Origin of the sequence: Psychrobacter sp. TB55-MNA-CIBAN-0194 (assembly GCF_040309505.1) — a bacterium.
Lineage (GTDB): Bacteria > Pseudomonadota > Gammaproteobacteria > Pseudomonadales > Moraxellaceae > Psychrobacter > Psychrobacter fozii.
In genome coordinates, this window is record NZ_JBEOOW010000005.1 from 1 (window position 1) to 24,590 (window position 24,590).

Below are 24,590 nucleotides of genomic sequence, written 5' to 3' on the forward strand. Positions count from 1 at the left end.
TGATGATGCTTGATCATTATCAGCAAACCAAGAACATGCTGGTGTCTTACGATCCTAAAAAAATGGGGTTCTTTTAAGCCAAAGTTCGAAGCACTTTGCAATCGAGGTTGCAAAGTGTGTTTGTGATGTTTATATAGCATTTTTATGCAAAAACTCTAACAAGGAAGAATTATATGAGTAATAAAATGAAAGCCGCCGTATTACATGAGTTTAACCAACCATTACAGATCGAAGAAGTTGATATTCCAACGCCAGGCGCGGGTGAGATTGTTGTCAAGATGCAAGCATCTGGTGTCTGTCATACTGACTTGCATGCTATCGAAGGCGATTGGCCCGTAAAACCAAGTCCACCATTTATCCCTGGACATGAAGGTGTAGGCCTGATCACCGCGGTCGGCGAAGGTGTTACCCATGTGAAAGAAGGCGACCGCGTCGGTGTACCTTGGCTTTACTCTGCTTGTGGTCACTGTACCCATTGTTTAGGCGGCTGGGAAACCTTGTGCGAGCGTCAACAAAACGCAGGCTATTCAGTTAATGGTAGCTTTTCGGAATATGTACTGGCCAATGCCAACTACGTCGGTATTATCCCTGAAAGTGTTGACTCGATTGAAATTGCACCCGTTTTATGCGCAGGCGTCACCGTGTACAAAGGCCTTAAAATGACCGACACCAAGCCTGGTGATTGGGTTGTTATTTCTGGTATCGGTGGTCTCGGTCATATGGCCGTACAGTACGCCATTGCAATGGGACTGAACGTTGCGGCAGTCGATATCGATGACGAAAAGCTCGCATTTGCCAAAAAACTAGGCGCGACCATTACCGTTAATGCAAAAAATACCGATCCTGGCGAGTATCTAAAAGAAGAAATTGGCGGTGCTCATGGCGTGTTAGTAACAGCCGTATCTGCTATCGCGTTCGATCAAGCGTTGAGCATGGTCAGACGTGGTGGCACGGTGGTCTTTAACGGCTTACCAACGGGTGACTTCCCTGTTTCTATCTTTGATACAGTGCTCAACGGTATTACCATTCGTGGCTCTATCGTCGGTACGCGTCTCGACTTACAAGAGTCGCTGGACATGGCAGCAGCAGGTAAAGTAAAAGCCACTGTTAGCGCTGAGCCGTTGGAAAACATCAACGATATCTTTGAGCGTATGCGTAACGGCAAAATCGAAGGTCGCATTGTAATTGACTACAGTATGTAGTTATAGTTGATTCAGTTTAAAAGAGATAAAAGGCAACCGAGCGCAGATATATATGTGATACCTCAAGTGAGGTTAACGCTGTCACTCTTTTATAGAGGATTGACTATATTGCTTGTGAGATTCTGACATTGTCTTAATGCTTCACACATTTAATCACAAACCATCAGTCGTATCGTCTTCATTCACATGCTATAAATGATGTGAGTGAAAACGATACGGCTTTTTATATTCTCATCCAGTATGACACTTATACTTAATAAGACGCTCATAGCTAATGAGACGTTTTCTACAATCACATTCTTATGATAAGGAAATCATCATGAAAGTCAAAGCGACAGAGTCCTGCATAGACCTAATCGAACTACTTAAATCCAAGCACGGTGAGCTTATGTTTCATCAGTCTGGTGGCTGCTGTGATGGTAGCTCCCCCATGTGTTATCCGCTAGGTGAGTTTAAGGTAGGCGGCCAAGATGTATTGGTCGGTGAGATTGCTGGTTGTCCATTCTATATGGGCAAAGCGCAGCACAAATTATGGCAAAATACGGATTTGACCATTGATGTGGTTGACGGGCGTGGCGCCAGCTTTTCGCTAGAAATTCCTGAAGGCAAACGTTTTATTGTACGTTCAGAAATTTGCTCAATATAAATGGCTGTTAGAGCGTGCCCTTATTTCGAAATGGTGCTAAATACTGCCAAATACCCTCAAAAAACCTATCAATAGGCTCCTATTGATAGTCTATTTTCTCTATCTACACGCTCTAGTCATTTTTATTTTATTATTCTGGCAAAATAATAGATATTGTAAAGAGTAGCTTACTTTAAAAAGCTCGTTTTGATTAGCATGGATGCTATAAGGAAGATAAAATGGAATTTGATAAAACGTTTGATTACGTCATCGTGGGCGGCGGCTCTGCCGGCTGTGTACTCGCCAGCCGCCTCACCGAAAATCCAGAAATCAGTGTCTGCTTATTAGAGTTTGGCGGCGAAGGCAAAGACCTTGCCATTCGTGTGCCTGCTGGATTGATTCTGATGGTGCCAGGTAAGCCATTAAAGTTAAATAACTGGTGCTTTCACACTACCCCACAAAAACACTTAAATGACCGACGCGGCTTCCAACCACGCGGCCAATGCCTAGGCGGTTCCTCTGCTATCAATGCCATGATTTATACACGCGGCAGTGCGCTAGACTATGAGCGCTGGGTAGAGGAAGGCTGTGATGGTTGGGGATTCGATGATGTCCTACCCTACTTTATCAAAGCAGAAAACAACGTCCATGGTAGCGATGCACTACATGGTGACAGCGGACCGCTGCACGTTAGCGATTTGCTCAGCCCACGCGATATCTCAAAAGCCTTTGTAGAAGCCGCTATTGCCAATGGTCTCGACCATAACACAGACTTTAATGGCGAAAAACAAGATGGTACAGGGTTATATCAAGTCACCCATTTTCATGGAGAAAAGCAAGGTCAGCGTTGTTCTGCTGCTGCCGCCTATCTACATCCTGTCCAAAGCCGCCCAAACTTAACCGTTATTACTCACGCACAAGCCAATCGCGTCATCATTGAAGACAAACAAGCGACTGGTGTGGTTTATGAAAAGGATGGTGTCAAACATACCGTCATGGCACATCGTGAAGTCATCCTATCAGGTGGCGCTTTCGGCTCGCCTAAAGTGTTAATGTTATCAGGTATTGGCCCAGCCGAGCATTTGCAATCACATGGTATCGAGGTTGTGGTAGATTCACCTGATGTCGGTGGCAACCTGCAAGATCACCTAGACGTGGTCTTTGATTACGAAGTAAATACCACTGATGTCATTGGCATTGGTATGGCAACGATTTCCCGTTTGACCAAAAGCATTCGACAATGGAGAAAAGATGGCACGGGATTGCTGTCTACCAACTATGCCGAAGCAGGTGCGTTCTTCAGTGTCGGCGATGCCCCAAAAGAGTGGCCAAATACTCAGCTACACTTCGTCATATCTCGTGTGATTGAACACGGTCGCGATCTCAGACGTGGCTTTGCCATCTCTTGCCATAGTTGCTACCTGCGTCCTGAGAGTCGCGGCACCGTTAGACTAGATTCTGCCAATCCCTCTGATGCAGTCCTGATTGATCCAAACTACCTATCTCATCCAAAAGATGTAGAGTGCATGGTGGCTGGTGCTGAGCGTACTAGAGCCATCATGCAAGAATCTCCTCTCGCCGAATACATTACGGAAGACTACCCTGCCCCTTACATAGAAAAAGACGGCATGCTCGGCTATATTCGCAATAAATCCGATACCATCTATCATCCTGTCGGTACTTGCCGCATGGGTTCAGATGAACGCTCTGTAGTGGATTTAGAGTTAAAGGTACGCGGCGTGAGCGGACTGCGAGTCATTGATGCGTCAATCATGCCAACGCTGATTAGCGCCAATACTAATGCGCCGACGATTATGATTGCTGAAAAACTGGCAGATATTATCAAGGCAACTCATAACCATGTCGAAAACACTGTCACATAAATAACCATCATAAAAGCATTTTATAACTGGTTACGTCAAGTACACGTAACCAGATTATTTCTTTTCGTCTGTAATTCGTTATAAAACCATACTCAAGTTATTTCGTAATCATCTAACTTCCTACCTTAAATAAATAGATAAAATAGTAAAATTCCGCATATTCTATTAAATTTGTGCTGTAAGTGGCACATTAATGTATTTTTTATCGAAATTAGTTTAATTATATCTTGCGTTATTGCAGATTAAGAGAGTATACTCGAACGAGTTGTTTATATTATTAGTTTCTATAGATATAAATTAAAGTTATAACAACCTTTAATATGTTTATTTTTGTATATATGGAAATTCATATAAAAGATCACATACATAGATATTTTCAAGGTTATTAAATGCTTGCTCATTATATTCATGATCGAGTACGAACATGTAGATATACGAGTAGCTACCTATCACTACATAGGATGTAATAATGCAAAAATCCCTCTTTAAACTTACCATGCTGACGACACTTATCTTAGCTATTAGTGCCTGTGGCGGCGACAATAAAACCACCGACGATTCTGCTGCTAGCTCAGATGCTAAAGCGGCTAAAACATTGCTTTATTGTTCAGAAGGTAGCCCTGCAGGTTTCGATCCAGCGCAGTATACTTCAGGTACTGATTTTGATGCGAGCGCCTTCCCTATCTATAATGGCTTGGTAGAATTCAAAAGAGCGGGTACCGAGATTCAACCAGGACTGGCCGAAAGTTGGGATGTGAGCGAAGATGGTAAAACCTATACCTTTAATCTGCGTAAAGGGGTCAAATTCGGTACAACTGATTACTTTACTGCGACTCGAGATTTTAACGCAGACGACATTCTCTTTACCCTGGAGCGTATTACCAACCCAGAGTTTGAATTTAATAAAGCCTATCCTGCTGAATTCCCGTATTCGGTTGGTATGGGGTTACCTGATATTATCTCTAACATTGAAAAAGTGGATGACTATACGGTAAAAGTCACGCTCAGCGAAACCAACGCGCCGTTTTTACAGAACCTAGCGATGCCTTTCGCTTATATCAACTCTGCTGAATACGCCAACAAATTGATGGCTGATGGCAATGCCGCTGATATTAATACTAAGCCAGTGGGTACCGGACCTTTCGTCTTTACTTCTTATCAAAAAGACGCGCAAATTCGTTATACCAAAAACCCAGACTATTGGAACAAAGACGATATTTATATCGACAATCTCGTCTTTGTCATCACAAAAGATTCAGCCGTTCGTGCCCAAAAAGTTCAAGCAGGCGAATGTCATGTATCCGCCTATCCAAAACCTGCTGAGATTGAAGCAGTTAAAAACTCTGGTAAGGCTACGGTACTTGACCAACCTGGATTTAACGTCGGTTATGTCGGTTATAACGTCGAAAAACCCAAATTGAGTGATCTGAGAGTTCGTCAAGCATTAGACATGGCCATCAATAAAGACGCCATCATCAATGCGGTCTATCAAAGCGAAGGCTTAAAAGCCACCAATCCGATGCCGCCAACGCAGTGGGGTTATGACGAGTCTCTCAAAGACGCGCCTTATGACGTTGAGAAAGCAAAAGCCCTTATCAAAGAAGCGGGGGCAGACAACCTTTCTATCGACTTATGGTATATGCCCGTTCAACGACCTTATAACCCTAACGCCAAGCTCATGGCTGAAATGCTACAAGCAGATTGGGCCAAGATTGGCGTAAATACCAAGCTTGTGACTTATGAATGGGGTGAGTACCTGAAGCGCGCGGCTAAAGGCGAGCCTGATGTCATTCTAGCGGGTTGGACCGGCGACAATGGCGATCCGGACAACTGGCTTGGCTCATTATTGTCTTGTGACGCTGTCGGCGGAAATAACTACTCGCGCTGGTGTAACAAAGACTTCGATAATTTAGTCACCAATGCTCGTCAGATTAATAATCAAGATGAGCGCGTGAATGAATATGTACAAGCGCAGCAGATATTCAAAGAGCAACTGCCTTGGACAACGATGGCGCATTCGGTTGTGACCGTATTTACTGCACCAAACGTGGTCGATTATAAAATCAGTCCGCTTGGCTCAATACGTTTCGATGGTGTGAAAGTTGAATAATCTTCACTGATTAGATCCGATACGACATACATAATGGTTTAATTTATATTCGGCTGGGTCAGACTTCCTGCACCAGCCGTATTCATCTGCATTAAACGCTTTGTCGCGGACCCTCTTACCCTCACAAACACTCTTATCATTGAATCACAACTATTGAGCAGCCCATGCTACTTTATATTCTGCGTCGAATCGCTATTCTCATTCCTGTCTACCTTGGCTTGACCCTATCGACCTTCACTCTGATTCGTCTCGTCCCTGGAGATGCGGTTGAAATTATGATGGGCGAGCGTATGGTCGATCCAGAGCTACACGCTCGCGCCCTAGAGCGACTGGGGTTAGACAAACCTCTTGTAGCCCAATATTGGGATTATCTGACTGGCATCTTGACGGGTGATTTTGGTGAGTCTTTTCGTACTCGCACCCCCGTATTACAAGATTTCTTTGCCCATTTCGTCCCCACCTTAGAGCTGGCTCTATGCGCCATTGTCATTGCTAGTGTCATTGGCGTGAGCTTAGGCATCTTTGCCGCGCTGCGACGTGGTACTTGGATTGATTACACCCTCATGTCAGGTGCGTTGGCAGGGTACTCTATGCCTATCTATTTATTGGGGCCTATCCTCACAGGAATATTTGCTCATTACCTCGGTCTACTACCTGTCGCTGGGGTAATCTCTGTCGCGCAGTTCTTAGATGTGCAGCCGTTATATGGCTCATGGCTACTCGGCTCTCTCACTTCGGGCGAACCTGGCGCATTCTGGAACGTGGTCAAACACTTTATCTTGCCTTCTATTGCTTTATCGACTATTCCGCTTGCGATGATTGCACGGATGACGCGCTCGGCGATGCTAGAAGTGCTGGATGAAGATTACGTGCGTACTGCACGTGCCAAAGGCTTATCACCAAGCCGCGTAATCATGGTGCACGTGATGCGTAATGCCTTAATTACAGTAGTCACTGTCGTTGGTCTACAGATGGCAACATTATTGGCTGGTGCGATTATTACCGAGACCATCTTTAGCTGGCCAGGCGTTGGGAATTGGCTACTTGATGGGTTTTTCACTCGTGATTATCCGATTGTACAGAACGGTATCTTACTGGTCGCGACTGCCTTGATTTTGGTTAGTTTATTTATTGATATTTTGTATGGTCTTATCAACCCACGTATTCGACATACTTCTTAATCTAACATTGATAAATACTCATATTATAAGTAGTGACGAATAGCGATTGTATGGTTTTTAGTCGTTTTCAGCACATTCCTGAATGATTGCTAGGAATGATTGCTAGAAATGGGACTCTACATATTTGCAACGCGTTAGCCACTATAGGAAATGCTCATGAAGCCTTCTGCTATTCCCTCTGATCTTAAGCTTGCGGCACTCACGCCGCCATCGTCTTGGCAGCTATTTTTATCGACGTTTTGTCGCAATAAAGGCGCGGTACTTGGTTTTATTGTACTGGCTTTGATGGTGCTTATCGCCATACTCGCGCCTACCATTGCCCCTCATGATCCTTATGAGTTGTTCACCGGTCAAGAGCAACTACCACCTGCTTTTCTAGATGGCGGCAATACCATGTTTTGGCTAGGTACAGATGATGCTGGACGAGATACGCTGTCTCGAGTGATGTATGGCGCGCGTTATTCACTGTTTATCGGTCTGAGCGCCACAACTCTGGCTATGCTCGTTGGCATTTCTTTAGGGCTGAGCGCTGCATTTTGGCCAAAAGTCTGGGGCAAGGCCGTCATGCTGGTCAATGACATTTTGATGTCCTATCCAAGCTTACTATTGGCCATCATCATTGCCGCTATCTTAGGGCCTTCTATGACCAATACGATTATTACCATCGCTTTGGTCTGTACACCACCCTTTATTCGTCTGACTCGTGCTACTGCAATGGTAGAGCTACAACGTGAGTACTTTATCGCCTCGCAGGTAATGGGTGCTGGCGTGCTGCGCTTATTGTTTATCACCATTTTACCCAATTGCATGGCACCGCTTATCGTACAGGCAACGATGATTTTCTCTTCTGCTATTTTGGAAGCAGGCGCGATTGGTTTCTTAGGCTTTGGCGTACAGCCACCAGATGCAGAATGGGGTGCGATGTTAGGTACGGCACGTCAATACATTCAGAGTAATGTTTGGCTCGCTATTTGGCCGGGTGTCGCTATTTTCTTGGCTGCCCTGTCGATTAACTTGACTGGTGATGGCTTACGCGATGCACTAGATCCCAAATTAAAGCAGGTGACCTAACATGACTGATCCATTAATTAAAACGCCAACCAACCATACCTCTATGAATGGTGCATCAGCAAAAGAATCACCATTGCTATTAGATATCGAAAATCTATCGGTGACGTTCGGTCAAGGGATACGTGCTTTCCGTGCAGTAGATGATGTGTCATTGAAAATCGCACAAGGTGAGGTCATCGCCGTCGTCGGTGAATCTGGTTCAGGCAAGTCTGTCACTATGATGGCACTGATGGGACTGTTGCCACCCTCTGCGACAGTCCGCGCACAGCGAGTAGTGTTTGATAACAAAGACATGCTCAGCATGCCTGCCAAAGAGAAGCGCGGCATCATTGGTAAAGACATCTCTATGATTTTTCAAAATGCCATGTCTTGCCTAAATCCAAGCTTCACCGTTGAGATGCAACTGGGCGAAGTACTACGCAAGCACCTTGGTTTACGAGGCGCCGCAGTACAGACGCGCATATTAGAACTACTAGAATTGGTCGAGATGCCCGATGCCAAAAACCGACTCAAAGTCTATCCGCATCAACTATCAGGTGGTATGAGTCAACGGGTCATGATCGCGATGGCAATTGCTTGTGAGCCAAAACTACTTATCGCAGATGAGCCAACTACTGCTCTGGATGTCACCGTACAAGCACAAATCATGGATTTGCTGAGCCGATTACAACGCGAAAAGCAAATGGCGATGGTATTGATCACTCATGACTTGGGACTGGTCGCACAGAACTCACGTGATGTCGCGGTCATGTATGCCGGACAAGTGGTTGAAACCAGTACTGTGCCAGAGATTTTTCAACATCCTGCTCACCCTTATACTGAGGCGTTGCTACAAGCCATCCCAGAGCTAGCTATCGGTCAAGATAGATTGAACAGTTTACCAGGGGTCGTACCAAGTCAATATGATCGTCCAAGTGGTTGCCTATTGTCTCCGCGTTGCCCATATAAAGAACCTTCTTGTGAAGTACCACCACCTATTTTAGATACGCCCAATGGTAAGGTGCGTTGTATTGATTCTAATATTACTTCTCGCCCCTCTCACGCTGCTACTTTGGAGTCCCAAGTATGAGTAACAAAGTGGTCTTAAAAGCAGACAACCTACACAAGCACTACCCAGTATCACAAGGTCTGGGCAAAGCAAAAGCATACGTAAAAGCCCTCAATGGTATCTCGTTCGAGCTTGAAGCTGGCAAGACATTGGCAGTCGTTGGTGAATCGGGCTGCGGTAAATCCACGCTTGCCCGCCAGCTGACGCTGATCGAAGCGCCTACACACGGTGAGCTGTTTATCAACGATGAAGGCACCACTGGCTATAGTAGAAAGGCGCTCAAAGAGCTGCGTACCGAAATTCAAATGGTATTCCAAAACCCTTATGGGAGCTTGAACCCACGCCATACTATTGGCTATCAGTTGACGGAACCATTGGATATCCATACGAAACTCTCTAAAGAAGAAAAGCGTGAAAAAATCAACGAGATGATGAGAAATGTTGGTCTACGTCCCGAACATGCTGGTCGTTATCCGCATATGTTTTCGGGTGGTCAGCGCCAACGGATTGCTCTCGCCCGCGCGATGATGCTCAACCCTAAAATTGTCGTTGCTGATGAACCGACTTCCGCACTCGATGTCTCCATTCAGGCGCAAGTCTTAAATCTATTTATGGATTTGCAGGATGAATATCGTACCGCTTACATTTTTATCTCGCATAACCTATCGGTCGTACGCCACGTCGCTGATGATGTGATGGTCATGTATTTAGGTCAAGCGGTTGAGCACGGCCCCAAAGAAGCGATCTATAATGCGCCAAAACATCCATATACCATCGCACTATTGGCTGCTGCCCCAACGGTAAATGGCCATAAAAACGATTTGACCCTACAAGGTGAGCTACCAAGTCCGCTCAATCCACCAAGTGGCTGCGCCCTGCATAAACGCTGCCCCTATGCCAAACCACAATGTAGCGAAATAGAGCCACAACTGCGCGAATGGGACGGTCGATTGGTTGCTTGTTTACGTTTGGAAGAAATATATGGTTAAGCGCCATCTGATGTTTAGCGGTACGTTAGCTTACGCTGTACTGCTAGCGATGACTGCTGCCCAAGCAAACGACTCTACGGGCTATGTCGGTGCAGGCGGTGTTGAGTATCTGAAAAATAAAAACATCAGCATGCATAGTGAGGATTTATACATCTCAAAAGATGAAATTCGCGTCAATTATGAGTTCAAAAATCTCAGTAATAAAGACATTACTGAGACGGTTCTTTTTCCTATGCCGGCTGTGCCTAGCTCTATGGACTCAGATTACGCTGATATAAGTGCCACTTATGATAACTTTAAAGTTTGGGCCAGTGGTAAGCCTATCATTCCTAATCAGCATGTTCGTACTTTTATGCATCCGATTGTCACCAAAGATGGTAATAGACACTATGGGGAAACGCCTATTGATACCACCAACATTTTTAAGGCGTGCGATATTAGTGATGCTGAAATGATGTCACCTTGGACCTATAAATTTGATACCGATGACATCAATCAACGTCTTGTAGATTGTAATAATAAGGCACTAGATAAATTTATCTATGATGAAGGGTACTTTTATATGCCTTGGGATTCACAAATTATTTATAGTTGGGAGCAAACCTTCAAAGCCAATACTACCACCAAGGTCAAACACACGTATAAACCGTTAGTGGGTGGCTCGGTGCATCTAGGTGAGGAAGAGTTTCCAAATTTTTGCGTAGACAGTTCAACTCAGAGAGGATTTCACAAGGGTGGTGGTCGTCCCTATCATGCCTTAAGCTATATCCTAACTACGGGGGCAAATTGGGCCAAACCTATCACCAACTTTAAACTGACTGTAAAACGCGACCCTAACGAACTGGTCTCATTCTGCTGGAAAGGCAAGGGTAACGTTAAGAAGATTGGACCAACGACGTTTGAAATCAAAGAAAGTAATTTTGTGCCAACCCATGATTTTGACGTCGCTTTTATTATGAAATAGCAATTAGTTTGTAGGGTCTGCCTAGCACACCGATAAAAATTATTTCGACAGCAGTCGTGGCAATAAATTCAAGCGTTCTGAGTAATAGCGTTCTGATGAATTATGAGTCTAGCAGCCTTTTAGTCAGTTTTTGCACCGGATTGGCTATTATCATGACACAAACAAAGGCGACAGGCGCTGCCAGCATCCAAGCTTTAAACCAGTAATAAACAAACCTATCCACCATACCAAGATTGATAAAGGTAATATAAACCGTCATCACCCCTGATAATGAAACTGCCATAATTGCAGTATTAACAATGCGGAACTTATAAATTTTTCGCTTCATCTGATCCATAAACACCTCAAGCAGTTTCAACCTTTCATTTATCGTCTATCTTGAGGTTTGCATAGCCGCTTCTAATGCCGCTGTGTCCTCGTGCATGCGGTACAGACAAATCTCGCCAGCATCATTAAAACGGACAATCATTGACCACAGGCTATTAAACACTTTCCCCGTGTGTTTGACTGTGTGAGCAAGCTTGCCAAATCTGATCACATAGTTATCAGCGACGATAGACTCCTCCATTATAAACTCGCCAAACTCGAACATTTTTGCAAGATTTTTAAAAAAATTAATGCCTTCATCTTTGCCACTGTGCGTCCCATAAATAGGCACCTGACTGTCTGCATCCTCTCGAAAAACCACGAATTTAACGTTTTCATCACATCGCTGCATGGCTTGCTCATATTCACCCATAAAGATGTGTCCCAAAAATTGATCGAGTGTTTGGGTGTTTGATGGTGATTGCATACGTCTCTCAATATTTTATAAAGTAGATAACGAGTCTAATATAGTAGCGTAAAGATAAACAGATGATAGATAGGCACTCACTGTGCAAAAATGCACGGTGAAATTTGCTAAACTTATTATTTATACTGACATTAGTGCTTAGACTAAAAGGTGATAATGAGATGCAGTGGGATGATTTGGCTTACTTTGTTTGCTTGGTGGAAAAACAAACTCTGACTGCCTGTGCTGAGGAAATGGGCGTACAACACAGTACCGTGGCGAGGCGAATTGATCATCTTGAGCAAACATTAGCGGTAAATCTGTTTGATCGACTAGGCAAACGCTATGCACTGACGCCAGAAGGGTCGATGCTCTACAGCCAAGCCATTGAGGTCGAAAAAGAGATAGCTGTATTTGAGAGAATGGCGATTGATCAGAACGCAATGCAGGGAAAAGTTGTTATATCGGCACCACCTGTCTGGGCAAATGAAGTGCTGATACCGGCTCTGACTGAGTTTCGCCAGCAGTTCCCAGATATATTAGTCGCGTTGAGCGGTGAAGTTGGCTTGAGCAATTTACATCACAGAGAAGCAGACATCGCCATAAGAACGCGTTGTCCCACACAGGAAGATCTGGTTGCTCGTATAATTGGGTCCACAAGATACGGTTTCTTTGCTAATAATGAATACCTCAAAAACACCCATTCTGATCGATGGCAATTAATAGAGTTTCAAGCTAATGCTAGAGTACTGATTTGGTCACAGGCTTTAGTGCAACAGCATGCCTATACGGTTGCATTTAACACTAATGATTTATATATGGCCTGTCATGCTGCTCGTAAAAAAATAGGCATCGCGTTACTGCCAGAGTTTTTGGCTCACCAATACCCAGAGCTGACGGCAGTTGACCCAATTAACCGAGTAGCGCTGACCGCTCGAACACAACCAACATTGGAGAACATCCATTCTTCAACACTCGTTTCAGACAATCAGGATTCAATCTCAAATACCAGCATTCCACTCACTCAAGACTACCCTCTCTATCTTGTGATGCATCCCGATGTCAGACGCTCTGCACGAGTGAGAGCAGTTGCTGATTGGTTAATTGCCAGTTGCGCTTAACTAAAGTAGCTGTATAGAGTACAGCTTGTATAGAATAAGGCTCATATAGAATACCGCTAGTTCATATTCACCACGCCGCGACACTTAGGAAACTGACAACAACCGTAAAATTCCTGACCAAGATGTGCGCCTTTTTTGGCAACACGTTTGATCATCTCGCCATTGCATCTTGGACAGGTGGGTACTTGCTCTGTAACAGCTATATGATTGATTTGCTCAACAGCTTTAAGATTGGTGCTATTAGACGTGAGAATCTCACATTCAGCTGTTTTAAAATCATTGCCCGATAACTCAGGATCCATAACTTCAAACGGTGTAAGAAACACTTTATCGGCAATATCATGCGATATACTGACATGTGGTGTATTTGTCTGCTGAGTATTCAGACTGTCCGTTAGTAACTCGCTAGATTCAATCTCAGTCTGACCCGACCATCGCAGCACTTCTCTGCTTTTCAGCGTAACTCGTTTAGCGGGCTCTTTTGCTATCGGCTCAGGTATTGGCTTATTAGTAGTTTTAGCCACTGGTTTATCATTAGCGTTACCGCTAGGCTGCTTGTTTGAGGGGCTATGCTTGTCTTTTAAATAGGCTTTATGCTCTCGATTGGTGCGCCAAGATTTGCTAAATCTATTACTATTAATCTGCTCAACGATGGACTTAACCTCGTCTTCAGTCAGTATCTTATCTTGCTTTTTCTTCACATAAGACACCATGCCACCTGTCAATACGTGTTCGGGTAGCTCATCACGGGTTTTCAGCTCGCACTCACCGATGAAAGCAATCATCGAATGGAAGTAGCTCAGCTCCAAACCTAATAAATCTGCGAGCGTCTTGATATGCAGATAATTTTGACGCAGTGGGTTCTGGAATTTGAATTTACTTCCATTCGGGAAAGCTTGTGTCCACTGCTTTTGCTTCTCGCTACCATATATCCAGCCTTTATAGTTTTTGGTTTCAATGACAAAGATGCCGTATACGGAGACGATGATATGATCGATTTGGGTACTACCACCGTTGGCTCTTGGCAAGGTAATACCGTTTAATCGGTGATAGACGTTTTTTTCTAGTTTTAACCACATGGCGACGTTGATGACGGTTTCACCTAGGAAACCTTTGAAGCTAGATTTTAGGGACATAATAGCGATCTTTAGAATGGTTATAGAATATGCTAGGCGTACTAACGAAACTCTTTAAATTTAATTAACTAGCACTCTCTTACGACGCTTTAAAGACTTAGCGTAATTAGAAGAGCATGATCTGATATGTTTATAAAAACTCTTATAAACCCGATCATACTCTTCATCAAACTGTTTAAGTACGTCTAAAGTACTATCACTAGGATTAGTTTCATATTCCTGCTGTGCATTTATCAGGTTTCCACCTGCATTTAAAAACAACTCAAATTTTTTCTCAAGCTCTGGAAAATATAAAGCTATCAATATTTCTATCTTGCCACCTTCTCTGTAAAATTCATCAACATCTAAAACTTCATCGCAATTGCTTGAAAAACTTTTGGATTGAATTTCCTGAATAATGGCTGCAAAATCAACCAGTCTAAAAGCCACTTCCTCAAACTTTATTCTCAAAAAGGCTTCATACTCCCTTTTGCGTTTAGATTTCTGAGTAATGAGAATACCACATAGTCCAAATATTCCGATTATGCAGGCTGCTATCAAACCTCCACTTAGTTCAATCTGTTTTAGCCATGTGATAACTTTTGCCAGCTCGATACTATCCATCTAATTTTTCCAGTTCTATAGTCATATAATTTATTTTTATACGAGAGCTGCACAAGACGTAAAATGTAATTTTGTGAGCAATCAGTCCATTCTAATTTACCACTAAATCATTATGTTGAGGCACAGAATTTAGTACTGATTGCAGCAGTTGTTTTACCAATAACCATATTAATGAAAGAAGAGCCATATTAATGAAAGAAGAGCCAAAGATTAAGCCATAAAAAAAAGCCACTAGATTTCTCTAGTAGCTCTTTTTTTAAACGCTAACTAAGTTAGATTTATTACACCAAACTATTTACAGCTTCAACCACAGCGTCAGTCGTAATACAAAACTCTTTGTATAATTGATCTGCAGGAGCAGATTCGCCATAAGTGGTCATACCAATGATTTTGCCATTTAGACCAACGAACTTATATCAGTAATCTACATGCGCCGCTTCGACTGCTACGCGGGCACGGATATTGGCACTTACATCAAATATTCATTTAATATAACCAATAAATTAACCTTTTAACGACTCACTCCATTGTTTGATACAGTCGATTTGCTTATTTACGGTGGTTAATTTATCTAGATCATCACAATGGTCAAAAGTCCCAACTCTGTTAGTGCCTCGCTTTCCCATTTCAATTATATAGCCAACTTGTCCTCGTGACATTTGCTGACCCATACTTGAGCAGACAAAATCTAATCTACATCCATTAATACATATAACAATGTTTTTAGGCTCTAATAGCGCCCTTAGTCCGAATAAAGCCTTATAAAAATCACTATCTTGAAATTGATACCTACCAAGTCCAGCCAATACAAGAGTTAGTCCAACATTTTCAGAAGAAGCCGAATAGCTTTCAAATATTAACTCAGCACTTTCTTTAATTTTATTGTTATAGATAGCTACTTTTTGATGCACGATATTCATCTTTGTGTCCAGCCTTTATACTTTTTGATTTCGGATTATAGATGTCTTTTTCAAGCTTTAGCCACATGGTAACGTTGATAACGGTCTTGCCTAAGAATCCTTTGAAGCTAGATTTTAGGGACATGGTGGCTTTCTCAAAAAATAATTCATTAGGTTGATATCTATTAAGTAAAGAACTTAAACCCATATAAGACAGCTATAAATATAATTACGCCAATGACAATTTTCATGAAGCTTGTACTTTCTTGTTTTGCTTCTGCAAAATTCTGTTGAATCGATTCTGTAACGAAGTCCATATCGGTTGAAGTAGGCTTATAACTGTTAAAAGATGCTTTATTAGCTAAGCTCGGAATATCATCAATAAGCTCAGTCACTTGTGGCCGAAGGTGCTTCTCATACTTTTTCCAAGAATTGTCACTCTCATAAAGTTTTCGTACGCCGTAATACATATCTTCTTCAAAATAACTGTCTTGAATCCATTCATCATAATAAGCTTGCTCCCAAAACTTGGCAGGAAGTACAGTAACCTCAGCTGTTTCATCACTGATTAAAATAGGAAATGAGCTTTGCAAAATACCATTGGGTAAATGTAATCGCCAAACGAACAGACTGGTAGACTTTAGTGGTAAAGGCGTAATGCTATTAGGGATGTCAAAACCAAGCATTCTAGTATGTTCGTCAGTTATGTGCTCAGCATACTTTAATATTTCTATATCATCTGTATCAGGAATGGTATTTTTAAAAGTATAAAGTTCATGTGCAATTTCTGCTAGATAAGAAACTGGTGTTCGCCCTGTCGGATCGTATACTATTCCAGCAGGACAAGAGTATGCCTGATCAGAAGACCATAGCATTTTATTTGCTTGAACGACATGAGCCCATACTACTTTGCCTGTTTTATATAACTTGGCCAATTGGTTGATCTGTTCATACAAGATGTCGTCTTTCATCCATTTTGGAGGCATCATCTGTAAGTAAGCTAAATCCGCTCGATCTAAATTAGCAAATTCAATCTCTCTATCAAACTTCAACTCCATAGTGGGTACGGGTGGCAAAGGCTGATTTAAATCTGTATTACTTAATATAGTAGATGGAACTAACTCCAGCACACTTTGCCAAATTGTTTGGTCTTGTAATGCCCCATCGTCACTAACTATTATCAATGCTTGGTAAATCATTTGCTTAGGAACGAAAAAATCACACAAATCTTGGATATCACTATCAAACTCGACAAACATGTTTTCAGTCAATGCGGTCTGATCCCCTATACAATGATCCCTTGCATCAGGGTACCAAACTGGGGCTTCTCTACGAGCTCGTCCAATGATTTCACCTAAATAGTAGCTCAATATCTCAATAGTCGAGCTATTGTGCAGCGAGTACTCTGAAGAAAATATTCGATGCTCTGTAAAGTCAGGCAGTCTTTTTTTAACCGTTAGCAACCACTCATCAATTCGCTTGAGACTATTTAGTGAATAATCAAGATTGCAGTCACGAAGCTCTTTTTCATATATAAAGTTATGATGCTTGGTCAAATCACCTAACTCATTAGAACCCACCTTTTTTGACATGTCAGAAAAGAAATCATCTAACGCTAAGAGCACATTTACTGTTTCAACAGTCGGTTGATTAGACTTAAGGAATGGCTTTTGCGAGTTAATAGAATCAGTGTAATTTAGCATGTTGTTGTCTTAGAAGATGTGAGATTGAGTGACATGATTTTATCCCAGTGCAATAACACGACAAATCATAGCATTTAGCTAATTTGTCGTACCGTTTTATATATGCTGATTTTCTCTTTCGTTTGCATAGCGATATTATAAACATTTGTTATGATTATTACATCTAGATTAAGCTGTAAATAATTCCTCTCTAATCCACGATTTTAATATTGATTTTTATTATGAAATAGATGTTAGTTTTCAGGGTACGCCCAGCGAACCTATAAGATAAAAATTACGATGAAATTCTGAATAGCTCCTCATAGCATTGACAAATGACTGCCAAACATTTTTCTAAAAAATTGTTATCCACGTAAACCAGAGCTTCAATCTCTGATACATCACCTTCATTTCTAAATATTGAATTAGCTGGTGTGATTTCAAACGGTAGACTATTTCGTTTCTCTAAAAGTTTTGTATAGGACATACCTTTTCCATGCTTTAATACATTAATTGCGCAATAGAACTCTTCAAAACTTTCAAGCAGTTCTATCTTATTATGACTTTTAAGCTTTTGTTTTAACTCCTTAAAGGCTGAACCTTTCTCAATCTTGAGTTCCTTTTGAACTACTGCCTCAAATAGTGAAAACATTCCTATAGCGAAAATACTCCTCTCCCACTGCATCTTTTGAAGTGTTAGCACTAACCTAGTTGAGCCTAAATTTTCAAGTTCATCACGAGTTAACTCTTCAACTCGATTAAATTTTTCAATATTTGACTCTGTACTTTCAGATATGATTTGAATAAATGTTTGCATAATTTTCCTTGATCCACTTAGCAATAATATATTGTATTCCATTTTATTCATTCGAGTGCTCATAGCACACTATCAAAACGGTAACTTCAGTGTAAATTACATTTACCATCAAATCCTCAATTTGAAATACAGCTCCATACTGATTGCAGCAATTACCCTGTCGATGCCAATACTGATGCAGGTGAATCAAAAGAACTGCTCCAAAACTAAAATCCAAATATAAAAAAGAGCCACCAGATTTCTCTGATGGCTCTTTTCTTTAAACACTAACTAAGTTAGGTTTATTACACCAAACTATTTACCGCTTCAACCACAGCATCAGTCGTAATACCAAACTCTTTGTATAACTGATCTGCAGGGGCAGATTCGCCATAAGTGGTCATACCGATAACCTTGCCATCTAGACCAACGAACTTATACCAGTAATCCACATGTGCCGCTTCTACTGCGACGCGGGCACGGATATTGGCAGGCAATACCGCGTCGCGATAGCTAGCATCTTGCTCGACGAAAATCTCAGCACATGGCATAGAGACCACACGGACGCCAACGCCATTTGCGCTCAATGTCTCATACGCTTCCATCGCAAGGCCAACTTCTGAACCTGTCGCGATGATAATAGCTTGTAGCTCGCCTTGCTCTTTCGCAAGTACATAGCCACCTTTGGTGATGTTCGCTACTTGCTTGCTATCACGTGCTTGATGTGGCAAGCTCTGACGGCTAAAGATCAACGCTGACGGGTTGTTTTCTGACTTGATTGCTTCTACCCAAGCGCTAGCAGATTCAGTTGCATCACACGGGCGCCATGTGCGTAGATTTGGCGTGGTACGTAGGCTAGTCAATTGCTCAACTGGCTGATGCGTTGGGCCATCTTCACCCAGACCGATAGAGTCATGCGTATAGACATGGATGACGCGCTGCTTCATGAGTGCGCCCATGCGTACTGCGTTACGAGCATATTCCATAAACATCAGGAACGTCGCTACGTAAGGGATAAAGCCGCCATGGAGTGCGATACCATTGGCAATCGCGGTCATACCGAACTCACGTACACCATAATAGATATAGTTGCCGTCAGCGTCTTTTTCGATGCCTTTAGCGCCTTTGAATAGTGTCAGGTTCGAGCCAGCTAGATCCGCTGAGCCGCCTAGCAATTCTGGTAATAATGGCTGTAAGGTATTGATAGCGTTTTGACTGGCTTTACGGCTAGCAACATCGCCGCCCGCTTCTTGCGTTTGCTGAATATAGGCTTGTGCTTGGCTATCAAAGTCAGCAGGCAAATCACCATTTAGACGGCGTAACAACTCAGATGCCAGTTCAGGATAGGCTTTCTTATAAGCGTCAAAGTCCGCATCCCAGTTTTTCTGTTGTACGTCACCTTTGGCTTTAGCATCCCACGCTTCATAGATTTCATCATCTAATTCAAATGGAGCATGCTTCCAAGACAGTGCATCACGAGTCAAGGCGATTTCGTCATCACCCAATGGTGCGCCATGACTGGCTGCTAGACCTTGTTTGTTCGGGCTACCAGCACCGATCGTGGTTTTGCAAATCAGAAGACTTGGTTTAGCAGTCTCTTTAAGCGCTTGTTCAGTGGCTTGAGTAATAGCATCAGCATCATGACCATCGACCTTGATAACTTGCCAACCATAAGACTCAAAACGCGCTTGCGTATCATCAGTGAACCAACCTTCAACATTACCATCGATTGAGATACCGTTGTCATCATAGAAGAAGACCAGCTTGCCAAGACCTAACGTGCCAGCCAGTGAGCACACTTCATGACTGATACCTTCCATCAAGCAACCATCACCTAAAAACGCGTAGGTGTTATGGTCAACGATGTTATGGCCATCACGATTGAACTGTGCCGCTAAAGTTTTTTCAGCGATAGCAAAACCAACGGCATTAGCAATACCTTGACCTAGTGGACCAGTAGTTGTCTCAACACCTGGTGTGTAGCCAAGCTCAGGGTGACCTGGCGTTTTTGAATGCAATTGGCGGAAACCTTTCAGATCATCGATGCTCAAATCATAACCAGATAAATGCAGCAATGAGTAAATAAGCATTGAGCCATGGCCGTTCGATAAGACAAAGCGGTCACGGTTATGCCACTGTGGATCGGTTGGGTTGTGCTTCAAAAACTTGCGCCACAGAACTTCAGCAATATCAGCCATGCCCATCGGAGCACCTGGATGACCAGAGTTGGCTTTTTGTACCGCGTCAAACGACAGTACACGAATGGCATTGGCTAATTTACGTTCGCTAATTGGAGCTGGCATAGAGTGTCCTAATATTCAAATGAGGGGTATGGCTGATAAGAGGAGAGTTTACTCAAAGGGTAATAAAATAAGGACGCAAAATGCGCCCTTACCGTGTTGGCTATAAAATCAAAGTGCAATATTAACATATTTGATGCAAGTCACGCCAAAAAATGGCATGACAGCCAAGTTTATTACTGCTCAGACTTCATACATATCATGAATAATACTGGTCAGTAATTTGGGATTTATGACATGAGCTTTAAATCAATACAAATCAAATTCAGCCGTTATATCTTGATACAAGCTGATATCTACTGGCTGGTTGGTGTAAAACAGATAAAAACTATCTATCACTTGGCACGTATCGTTAGTATAGCGCTGATAGTGCTTAAACCCACTCGCTATAGGAATTCGCACTTCTAAATCATACAGCCCATCTGTACGATAGGTTTCTATATTAATACGAGTCTGGGTATAACTATTATCATCAAGCAAGCTACCTAAGACGATATGCTCTTCATTTGAATAAGGCAAGTCCATAATATAACGCTTTATGGATACCCAATCGAATGTTGCCAACTCATCATTTGCGGTTCTTAAATAAAACTGCGTCATAGAAGTATCACCTAATAGAAGAGTCGCCTGAATTAGTACAAGTAATGATAAGTCTCTAGGCAGTGATTAAGCACAGCCGACTTGTTCTGTCGGCAGAACATCACAACATAATCCGTTATTTTATCGTATATATCTTCACCATCTAGGTAATAGCAGATACCTGTCTCGCCATTTTTAATTATCTGATACAAATACACTTGAATGGCTTGTTGGTCTGACGGTTCATCGAAATGATGTCTTAGTTCAGCCTCAAGGCACTTAGCCATGCCGTTAAAATCATCACTCCAATTCATATTACCATTTCGGTAATACTCGCTAGCCAACCGACCGATCAAGCGAACGAGCTCACCTTGAAGTGTAGCGGCACGACCACTTTTCGGCACAAGGCTTTGCCACAGAGCGTCATACTCACTCTGATATTGACCTGAACCATCTGCGTATAATGCCACTACTTATCCTTATTCAACTATATAGTGAATCCTATATTAAACTGAAATCGTCTCAGCACCGCCCATAAACGGACGCAATACTTCTGGAATAGTGATGCTACCATCAGCGTTTTGATGATTTTCCATGACTGCCAGTAGCGTACGACCAACGGCCAAGCCTGAACCATTCAAAGTATGAGCCAAGCTGGTTTGTTTGCCATCTTTGACACGCGTACCCATACGGCGCGCTTGGAAATCACCGCAGTTAGAGCAGCTTGAGATTTCACGATAGGTGTCTTGGCTCGGTAACCATACTTCGATGTCATAAGTCTTTTGCGCTGCGAAACCCATATCACTCGTACATAGCTGCACAGTGCGGTACGGTAGGTTCAACTGCTGCAAGATATATTCAGCTTGTCCTGTCATTGCTTCTAACAATTCATCAGACTGCTCAGCCGTGGCAATATTGACCATCTCAACTTTTTCAAACTGATGCTGACGGATCAGACCACGAGTATCACGACCATGAGAGCCCGCTTCACTACGGAAACAAGGCGTATGCGCGGTAAACTTAAGTGGCAGCTCGCTAATATCCAAACGCTCACCACGTACCAAGTTGGTCATGGGCACTTCAGCGGTTGGAATGAGATAAAAGTCCATGTCTTCATTGTTTGTGTGATTTTTCAGCTTAAACAAATCATCTTCAAACTTTGGCAACTGCCCTGTACCTTTGAGGCTGTCTGAATTCACAATATAAGGCACATAGGTCTCAAGATAGCCGTACTTCATGGTATGGGTATTGAGCATAAATTGAATCAGTGCGCGATGCATCTGCGCCAACTGTCCTTTTAGTACATTAAAGCGACTGCCAGTCAGCTTGGTCGCCGCTTCAAAATCAAGCATACCAAGTGTCTCACCAATATAGGTATGATCTTGGATTTCAAAATCAAACGTACGCGGTGTGCCCCACTTGCGAACTTCTACGTTATCATCTTCTGACGTACCCACTGGCACATCGGCTGCTGGAATATTAGGGATTTGCATGCCAGCTTTGGTGATACGCTCTTGCAAAGTGCGCAATTCATCTTCAGCCGCTTTAATCTCACCACTGACGCTTTGCATCTCAGCCAATAGCTCACTGGCGTCTTCGCCTGATTTTTTTAGAGCACCTACTTGCTTAGCACCAGCATTACGGCGCGACTGCAACTCTTCAGTTTTGATCTGCAAAGATTTACGTTCTGACTCAACTGTTTGCCAAAAATCCATGTCAAGTGCATAACCACGAGTGGCCAACTGCTGTTGTAAGTCGATTAAATCGCCGCGTAAGAGTTTCGGATCAATCATAATAGTTGCCTGTAACGCTAGAAGTGAATAAGAGGTTTAAAGGTTTTGTTTTTAAAGGTACTGTTTTTAAAGGTGCTGATTTTATCAAAATAAGTGGTAGCCGCTATAATACCAAGACCCATCTCATTTGACCATGTTTTGGCGATACTTTCATTCATCGCTTTGATGATTAATGGCATGCGATTTTTAACTTGATAATATGCTTTGGGCATTCATAAGCCCCCATAATCATCATCCGTATTAATTAATCGCTATAATATCGCGTCTATCCGTGAACAGTGCTGCTTATATGTTTCATTTGAGAGCGCTTTTCGGTAAGATAAGTGCATACCTTTTTTCACTTTCAGCCAAGTGCCGCGTAGCTGCTTCACTTTGGTGATTTAAACCCAACACTTTTAACACAAGTATTTGAGAAACCTTTATGGCCCTGTACCCCTACACGCTGCAACCTGTCGCCTTAAACCTAACTGAGGCAGAATTTCACCAAGCACAATACGAGCTATTTTCTAGTGCCAGCCCTTCTTTTGGTCTAAAAAGCATCAAAATGAAAGAGTGGATCATTATGGCAGTAGTCGTGGTACTAGCGATTGCAGGGTTGGTCTTTGTCACAGGCTACTCAACCATTATTTTTTGGTTGATGTTGGTTTCAGTGGTGGTTTACTTACTGGTTCGTACCCTTGGTTTTAAATGGTATGTCAAAAGAGAATTCGAAAAACAAGTCGCCGACCAAGAAATGCCAGATGAGATGCGTCAGATGAAACTGGGTGTACAAAAGCATGGCTTAGTGATGGCAATGCCCGTCAATCAACCTGATTTGATGAAAAACTCGCAAATGCGTGGTATGCAAATGCGCGCGAGCAATACTCAACAAGCGGTTATCCCATGGTCTGCGGTCAAAAGCTGGGATGAGACTGATGACTACATTTTTATCATGTTTGAGATGAAAGGTCAGCAAGGCAGCCAAATTGTACCTAAACGCCTGCAAGCACAGAAATTCCCAATCGACACAGTGCGTCAGCATTTAGAGGAATTCATTGCTGTTAAAGGATTAAACCCTGAGAACTTACAACCACCAGCATAAAGCATTAGATAGCTCTTTATTGCTCATTCATTGAACGATAAAGGGTTTAGCTCTTTTGATAAACCAATCGCATTATTGTATTTATTAAACTTAACTTGTCGATGATGCTTTGTTATTATAATAGGCATCAGAAGAAAGGTAGTAGAAGCGCTGGATTATATAAATAAGTTAAAGTTATAACTTTCTTCATTTAATTTTTACATCAACACTCACACTATAAGGATAATATCATGAGTAATAATGAGACTAACCAAATCGGTCTAGAAAGAGCAGACATGAGCGAAGTCATTGCTAAGTTAAATGGCCTATTATCAAGCTACCATATGTTTTATATTAATGTACGTGGCTATCACTGGAACGTTAAAGGTGAGCACTTCTTCACTCTACATCCAAAGTTTGAAGAGCTGTATACCTCACTACAAATACAAATTGATGAAATCGCTGAACGTATTCTAACGTTAGGTGGTACACCACTCCATGCTTATAGCGACTTTGCTCAGCACACAAGCATTAGTGAAGATAAGAACGTTAAAGACGGCACGACTTGTGTTAAAGGCGTGGTCAAAGGCTTACAAGAGCTTATCGAAGAACAGCGTCAAGTATCTACTCTAGCAGCGGATAGCGAAGACCAAGGGTCAGCTGATCTTGTCGATGCATATGTACAAGAGCAAGAAAAGTTAGTATGGATGTACAACGCCTTTTTGGGTTAATAGTAGCCAGACTAAAATGAGATAAAAGCTATAATGTACAAATAA

The 24,590-nt window shown here is 42.5% G+C and carries 25 protein-coding genes and 1 pseudogene; 13 read left to right on the forward strand and 13 right to left on the reverse strand.

Translation table 11 applies throughout. The features are described 5' to 3' along the window. From AAEY75_RS17535 to AAEY75_RS07130, 10 genes are all read left to right on the forward strand, one after another. Window positions 1-77: hypothetical protein (locus AAEY75_RS17535; protein ID WP_502944368.1), on the forward strand; the 77-nt coding region annotated here is incomplete at its 5' end. Window positions 78-173: 96 nt separating this feature from the next. After that, window positions 174-1,202 carry an alcohol dehydrogenase AdhP gene (gene adhP, locus AAEY75_RS07090; RefSeq protein WP_110923109.1) on the forward strand — a complete coding sequence of 343 codons (1,029 nt, stop codon included), beginning with the start codon at window positions 174-176 and terminating at the stop codon, window positions 1,200-1,202. Between the two features lie 319 nt (window positions 1,203-1,521). Then, window positions 1,522-1,848 (forward strand): DUF779 domain-containing protein, encoded by a 327-nt coding sequence (locus AAEY75_RS07095; protein ID WP_110923110.1) that lies wholly within the window; start codon window positions 1,522-1,524, stop codon window positions 1,846-1,848. 218 nt (window positions 1,849-2,066) lie between these two features. Continuing rightward, window positions 2,067-3,710, forward strand: coding sequence for a GMC family oxidoreductase (locus AAEY75_RS07100; protein WP_352259219.1), 1,644 nt, complete (start codon window positions 2,067-2,069; stop codon window positions 3,708-3,710). Window positions 3,711-4,179: 469 nt separating this feature from the next. Then, complete coding sequence (locus tag AAEY75_RS07105) at window positions 4,180-5,820, forward strand: ABC transporter substrate-binding protein (protein WP_352259220.1); 1,641 nt, start codon at window positions 4,180-4,182, stop codon at window positions 5,818-5,820. Window positions 5,821-5,984: 164 nt separating this feature from the next. Further along, window positions 5,985-7,001: an ABC transporter permease gene (locus AAEY75_RS07110; protein WP_110923113.1), complete on the forward strand. Its 1,017-nt coding sequence runs from the start codon at window positions 5,985-5,987 to the stop codon at window positions 6,999-7,001. 156 nt (window positions 7,002-7,157) lie between these two features. After that, a complete protein-coding gene (locus AAEY75_RS07115) occupies window positions 7,158-8,072 on the forward strand; it encodes an ABC transporter permease (protein ID WP_197216786.1) in 915 nt (304 codons plus the stop codon). Between the two features lies 1 nt (window position 8,073). Continuing rightward, window positions 8,074-9,141, forward strand: coding sequence for an ABC transporter ATP-binding protein (locus AAEY75_RS07120; RefSeq protein WP_352259221.1), 1,068 nt, complete (start codon window positions 8,074-8,076; stop codon window positions 9,139-9,141). Beyond that, window positions 9,138-10,109: a peptide ABC transporter ATP-binding protein gene (locus tag AAEY75_RS07125; protein WP_352259222.1), complete on the forward strand. Its 972-nt coding sequence runs from the start codon at window positions 9,138-9,140 to the stop codon at window positions 10,107-10,109. Before AAEY75_RS07120 ends, AAEY75_RS07125 begins: the two co-directional genes overlap by 4 nt. Further along, the gene (locus tag AAEY75_RS07130) at window positions 10,102-11,073 is read left to right on the forward strand and encodes a DUF4424 family protein (protein WP_352259223.1); all 972 of its coding nucleotides are present in this window, start codon (window positions 10,102-10,104) and stop codon (window positions 11,071-11,073) included. The genes AAEY75_RS07125 and AAEY75_RS07130 overlap by 8 nt, the downstream gene beginning before the upstream one ends. A gap of 100 nt (window positions 11,074-11,173) precedes the next feature. Here AAEY75_RS07130 and AAEY75_RS07135 read toward each other — a convergent pair whose 3' ends face one another. Together AAEY75_RS07135 and AAEY75_RS07140 are read right to left on the reverse strand one after the other, a co-directional pair. Continuing rightward, window positions 11,174-11,401 carry a DUF2798 domain-containing protein gene (locus AAEY75_RS07135; protein ID WP_352259224.1) on the reverse strand — a complete coding sequence of 76 codons (228 nt, stop codon included), beginning with the start codon at window positions 11,399-11,401 and terminating at the stop codon, window positions 11,174-11,176. Between the two features lie 45 nt (window positions 11,402-11,446). Continuing rightward, the gene (locus AAEY75_RS07140) at window positions 11,447-11,866 is read right to left on the reverse strand and encodes a nuclear transport factor 2 family protein (protein WP_352259225.1); all 420 of its coding nucleotides are present in this window, start codon (window positions 11,864-11,866) and stop codon (window positions 11,447-11,449) included. Window positions 11,867-12,027: 161 nt separating this feature from the next. Between AAEY75_RS07140 and AAEY75_RS07145 the strand changes: the two genes are divergently transcribed. Further along, window positions 12,028-12,966, forward strand: a complete 939-nt coding sequence (locus tag AAEY75_RS07145; RefSeq protein WP_352259226.1) for a LysR family transcriptional regulator — start codon at window positions 12,028-12,030, stop codon at window positions 12,964-12,966. Window positions 12,967-13,022: 56 nt separating this feature from the next. On the opposite strand, the gene AAEY75_RS07150 is transcribed toward AAEY75_RS07145, so the two are convergent. The 11 genes and pseudogenes from AAEY75_RS07150 to AAEY75_RS07200 form a co-directional block, all read right to left on the reverse strand. Then, window positions 13,023-14,102, reverse strand: coding sequence for an NERD domain-containing protein (locus AAEY75_RS07150; protein ID WP_352259227.1), 1,080 nt, complete (start codon window positions 14,100-14,102; stop codon window positions 13,023-13,025). Between the two features lie 60 nt (window positions 14,103-14,162). Next, a complete protein-coding gene (locus AAEY75_RS07155) occupies window positions 14,163-14,705 on the reverse strand; it encodes a hypothetical protein (RefSeq protein ID WP_352259228.1) in 543 nt (180 codons plus the stop codon). A gap of 281 nt (window positions 14,706-14,986) precedes the next feature. After that, window positions 14,987-15,172: pseudogene (locus AAEY75_RS07160) on the reverse strand (transketolase-like TK C-terminal-containing protein); the annotation flags it as partial. Between the two features lie 36 nt (window positions 15,173-15,208). Further along, window positions 15,209-15,625: a hypothetical protein gene (locus AAEY75_RS07165; protein ID WP_352259229.1), complete on the reverse strand. Its 417-nt coding sequence runs from the start codon at window positions 15,623-15,625 to the stop codon at window positions 15,209-15,211. Between the two features lie 164 nt (window positions 15,626-15,789). Next, window positions 15,790-17,307, reverse strand: a complete 1,518-nt coding sequence (locus AAEY75_RS07170) for a hypothetical protein (protein WP_352259230.1) — start codon at window positions 17,305-17,307, stop codon at window positions 15,790-15,792. A 274-nt stretch (window positions 17,308-17,581) separates the two neighbouring features. After that, window positions 17,582-18,103 carry a hypothetical protein gene (locus AAEY75_RS07175; protein WP_194197828.1) on the reverse strand — a complete coding sequence of 174 codons (522 nt, stop codon included), beginning with the start codon at window positions 18,101-18,103 and terminating at the stop codon, window positions 17,582-17,584. Between the two features lie 284 nt (window positions 18,104-18,387). Continuing rightward, window positions 18,388-20,385: a transketolase gene (tkt, locus tag AAEY75_RS07180; RefSeq protein WP_352259231.1), complete on the reverse strand. Its 1,998-nt coding sequence runs from the start codon at window positions 20,383-20,385 to the stop codon at window positions 18,388-18,390. Window positions 20,386-20,631: 246 nt separating this feature from the next. Next, a complete protein-coding gene (locus AAEY75_RS07185) occupies window positions 20,632-20,982 on the reverse strand; it encodes a hypothetical protein (protein WP_197216772.1) in 351 nt (116 codons plus the stop codon). Window positions 20,983-21,014: 32 nt separating this feature from the next. After that, window positions 21,015-21,431: a hypothetical protein gene (locus tag AAEY75_RS07190; RefSeq protein ID WP_352259232.1), complete on the reverse strand. Its 417-nt coding sequence runs from the start codon at window positions 21,429-21,431 to the stop codon at window positions 21,015-21,017. Window positions 21,432-21,467: 36 nt separating this feature from the next. Continuing rightward, window positions 21,468-22,754, reverse strand: coding sequence for a serine--tRNA ligase (gene serS / locus AAEY75_RS07195; RefSeq protein WP_197216768.1), 1,287 nt, complete (start codon window positions 22,752-22,754; stop codon window positions 21,468-21,470). Between the two features lie 17 nt (window positions 22,755-22,771). Further along, the gene (locus AAEY75_RS07200) at window positions 22,772-22,966 is read right to left on the reverse strand and encodes a hypothetical protein (RefSeq protein ID WP_197216766.1); all 195 of its coding nucleotides are present in this window, start codon (window positions 22,964-22,966) and stop codon (window positions 22,772-22,774) included. 209 nt (window positions 22,967-23,175) lie between these two features. Here AAEY75_RS07200 and AAEY75_RS07205 point away from each other — a divergent pair, with 209 nt between their 5' ends. After that, complete coding sequence (locus AAEY75_RS07205; protein WP_197216764.1) at window positions 23,176-23,835, forward strand: YcxB family protein; 660 nt, start codon at window positions 23,176-23,178, stop codon at window positions 23,833-23,835. A gap of 230 nt (window positions 23,836-24,065) precedes the next feature. Beyond that, on the forward strand, window positions 24,066-24,545 hold the full coding sequence (locus tag AAEY75_RS07210) for a Dps family protein (protein ID WP_110923124.1): 480 nt from the start codon (window positions 24,066-24,068) through the stop codon (window positions 24,543-24,545). The last annotated feature ends 45 nt before the right edge of the window (window positions 24,546-24,590 follow it).

Coding starts and splice junctions, on each gene's coding strand:
- adhP (WP_110923109.1), top strand. CDS start 174: ATGAGTAATAAAATGAAAGCCGCCGTATTACATGAGTTTAACCAACCA.
- AAEY75_RS07095 (WP_110923110.1), top strand. CDS start 1,522: ATGAAAGTCAAAGCGACAGAGTCCTGCATAGACCTAATCGAACTACTT.
- AAEY75_RS07100 (WP_352259219.1), top strand. CDS start 2,067: ATGGAATTTGATAAAACGTTTGATTACGTCATCGTGGGCGGCGGCTCT.
- AAEY75_RS07105 (WP_352259220.1), top strand. CDS start 4,180: ATGCAAAAATCCCTCTTTAAACTTACCATGCTGACGACACTTATCTTA.
- AAEY75_RS07110 (WP_110923113.1), top strand. CDS start 5,985: ATGCTACTTTATATTCTGCGTCGAATCGCTATTCTCATTCCTGTCTAC.
- AAEY75_RS07115 (WP_197216786.1), top strand. CDS start 7,158: ATGAAGCCTTCTGCTATTCCCTCTGATCTTAAGCTTGCGGCACTCACG.
- AAEY75_RS07120 (WP_352259221.1), top strand. CDS start 8,074: ATGACTGATCCATTAATTAAAACGCCAACCAACCATACCTCTATGAAT.
- AAEY75_RS07125 (WP_352259222.1), top strand. CDS start 9,138: ATGAGTAACAAAGTGGTCTTAAAAGCAGACAACCTACACAAGCACTAC.
- AAEY75_RS07130 (WP_352259223.1), top strand. CDS start 10,102: ATGGTTAAGCGCCATCTGATGTTTAGCGGTACGTTAGCTTACGCTGTA.
- AAEY75_RS07135 (WP_352259224.1), bottom strand. CDS start 11,401: ATGAAGCGAAAAATTTATAAGTTCCGCATTGTTAATACTGCAATTATG.
- AAEY75_RS07140 (WP_352259225.1), bottom strand. CDS start 11,866: ATGCAATCACCATCAAACACCCAAACACTCGATCAATTTTTGGGACAC.
- AAEY75_RS07145 (WP_352259226.1), top strand. CDS start 12,028: ATGCAGTGGGATGATTTGGCTTACTTTGTTTGCTTGGTGGAAAAACAA.
- AAEY75_RS07150 (WP_352259227.1), bottom strand. CDS start 14,102: ATGTCCCTAAAATCTAGCTTCAAAGGTTTCCTAGGTGAAACCGTCATC.
- AAEY75_RS07155 (WP_352259228.1), bottom strand. CDS start 14,705: ATGGATAGTATCGAGCTGGCAAAAGTTATCACATGGCTAAAACAGATT.
- AAEY75_RS07165 (WP_352259229.1), bottom strand. CDS start 15,625: ATGAATATCGTGCATCAAAAAGTAGCTATCTATAACAATAAAATTAAA.
- AAEY75_RS07170 (WP_352259230.1), bottom strand. CDS start 17,307: ATGCTAAATTACACTGATTCTATTAACTCGCAAAAGCCATTCCTTAAG.
- AAEY75_RS07175 (WP_194197828.1), bottom strand. CDS start 18,103: ATGCAAACATTTATTCAAATCATATCTGAAAGTACAGAGTCAAATATT.
- tkt (WP_352259231.1), bottom strand. CDS start 20,385: ATGCCAGCTCCAATTAGCGAACGTAAATTAGCCAATGCCATTCGTGTA.
- AAEY75_RS07185 (WP_197216772.1), bottom strand. CDS start 20,982: ATGACGCAGTTTTATTTAAGAACCGCAAATGATGAGTTGGCAACATTC.
- serS (WP_197216768.1), bottom strand. CDS start 22,754: ATGATTGATCCGAAACTCTTACGCGGCGATTTAATCGACTTACAACAG.
- AAEY75_RS07200 (WP_197216766.1), bottom strand. CDS start 22,966: ATGCCCAAAGCATATTATCAAGTTAAAAATCGCATGCCATTAATCATC.
- AAEY75_RS07205 (WP_197216764.1), top strand. CDS start 23,176: ATGGCCCTGTACCCCTACACGCTGCAACCTGTCGCCTTAAACCTAACT.
- AAEY75_RS07210 (WP_110923124.1), top strand. CDS start 24,066: ATGAGTAATAATGAGACTAACCAAATCGGTCTAGAAAGAGCAGACATG.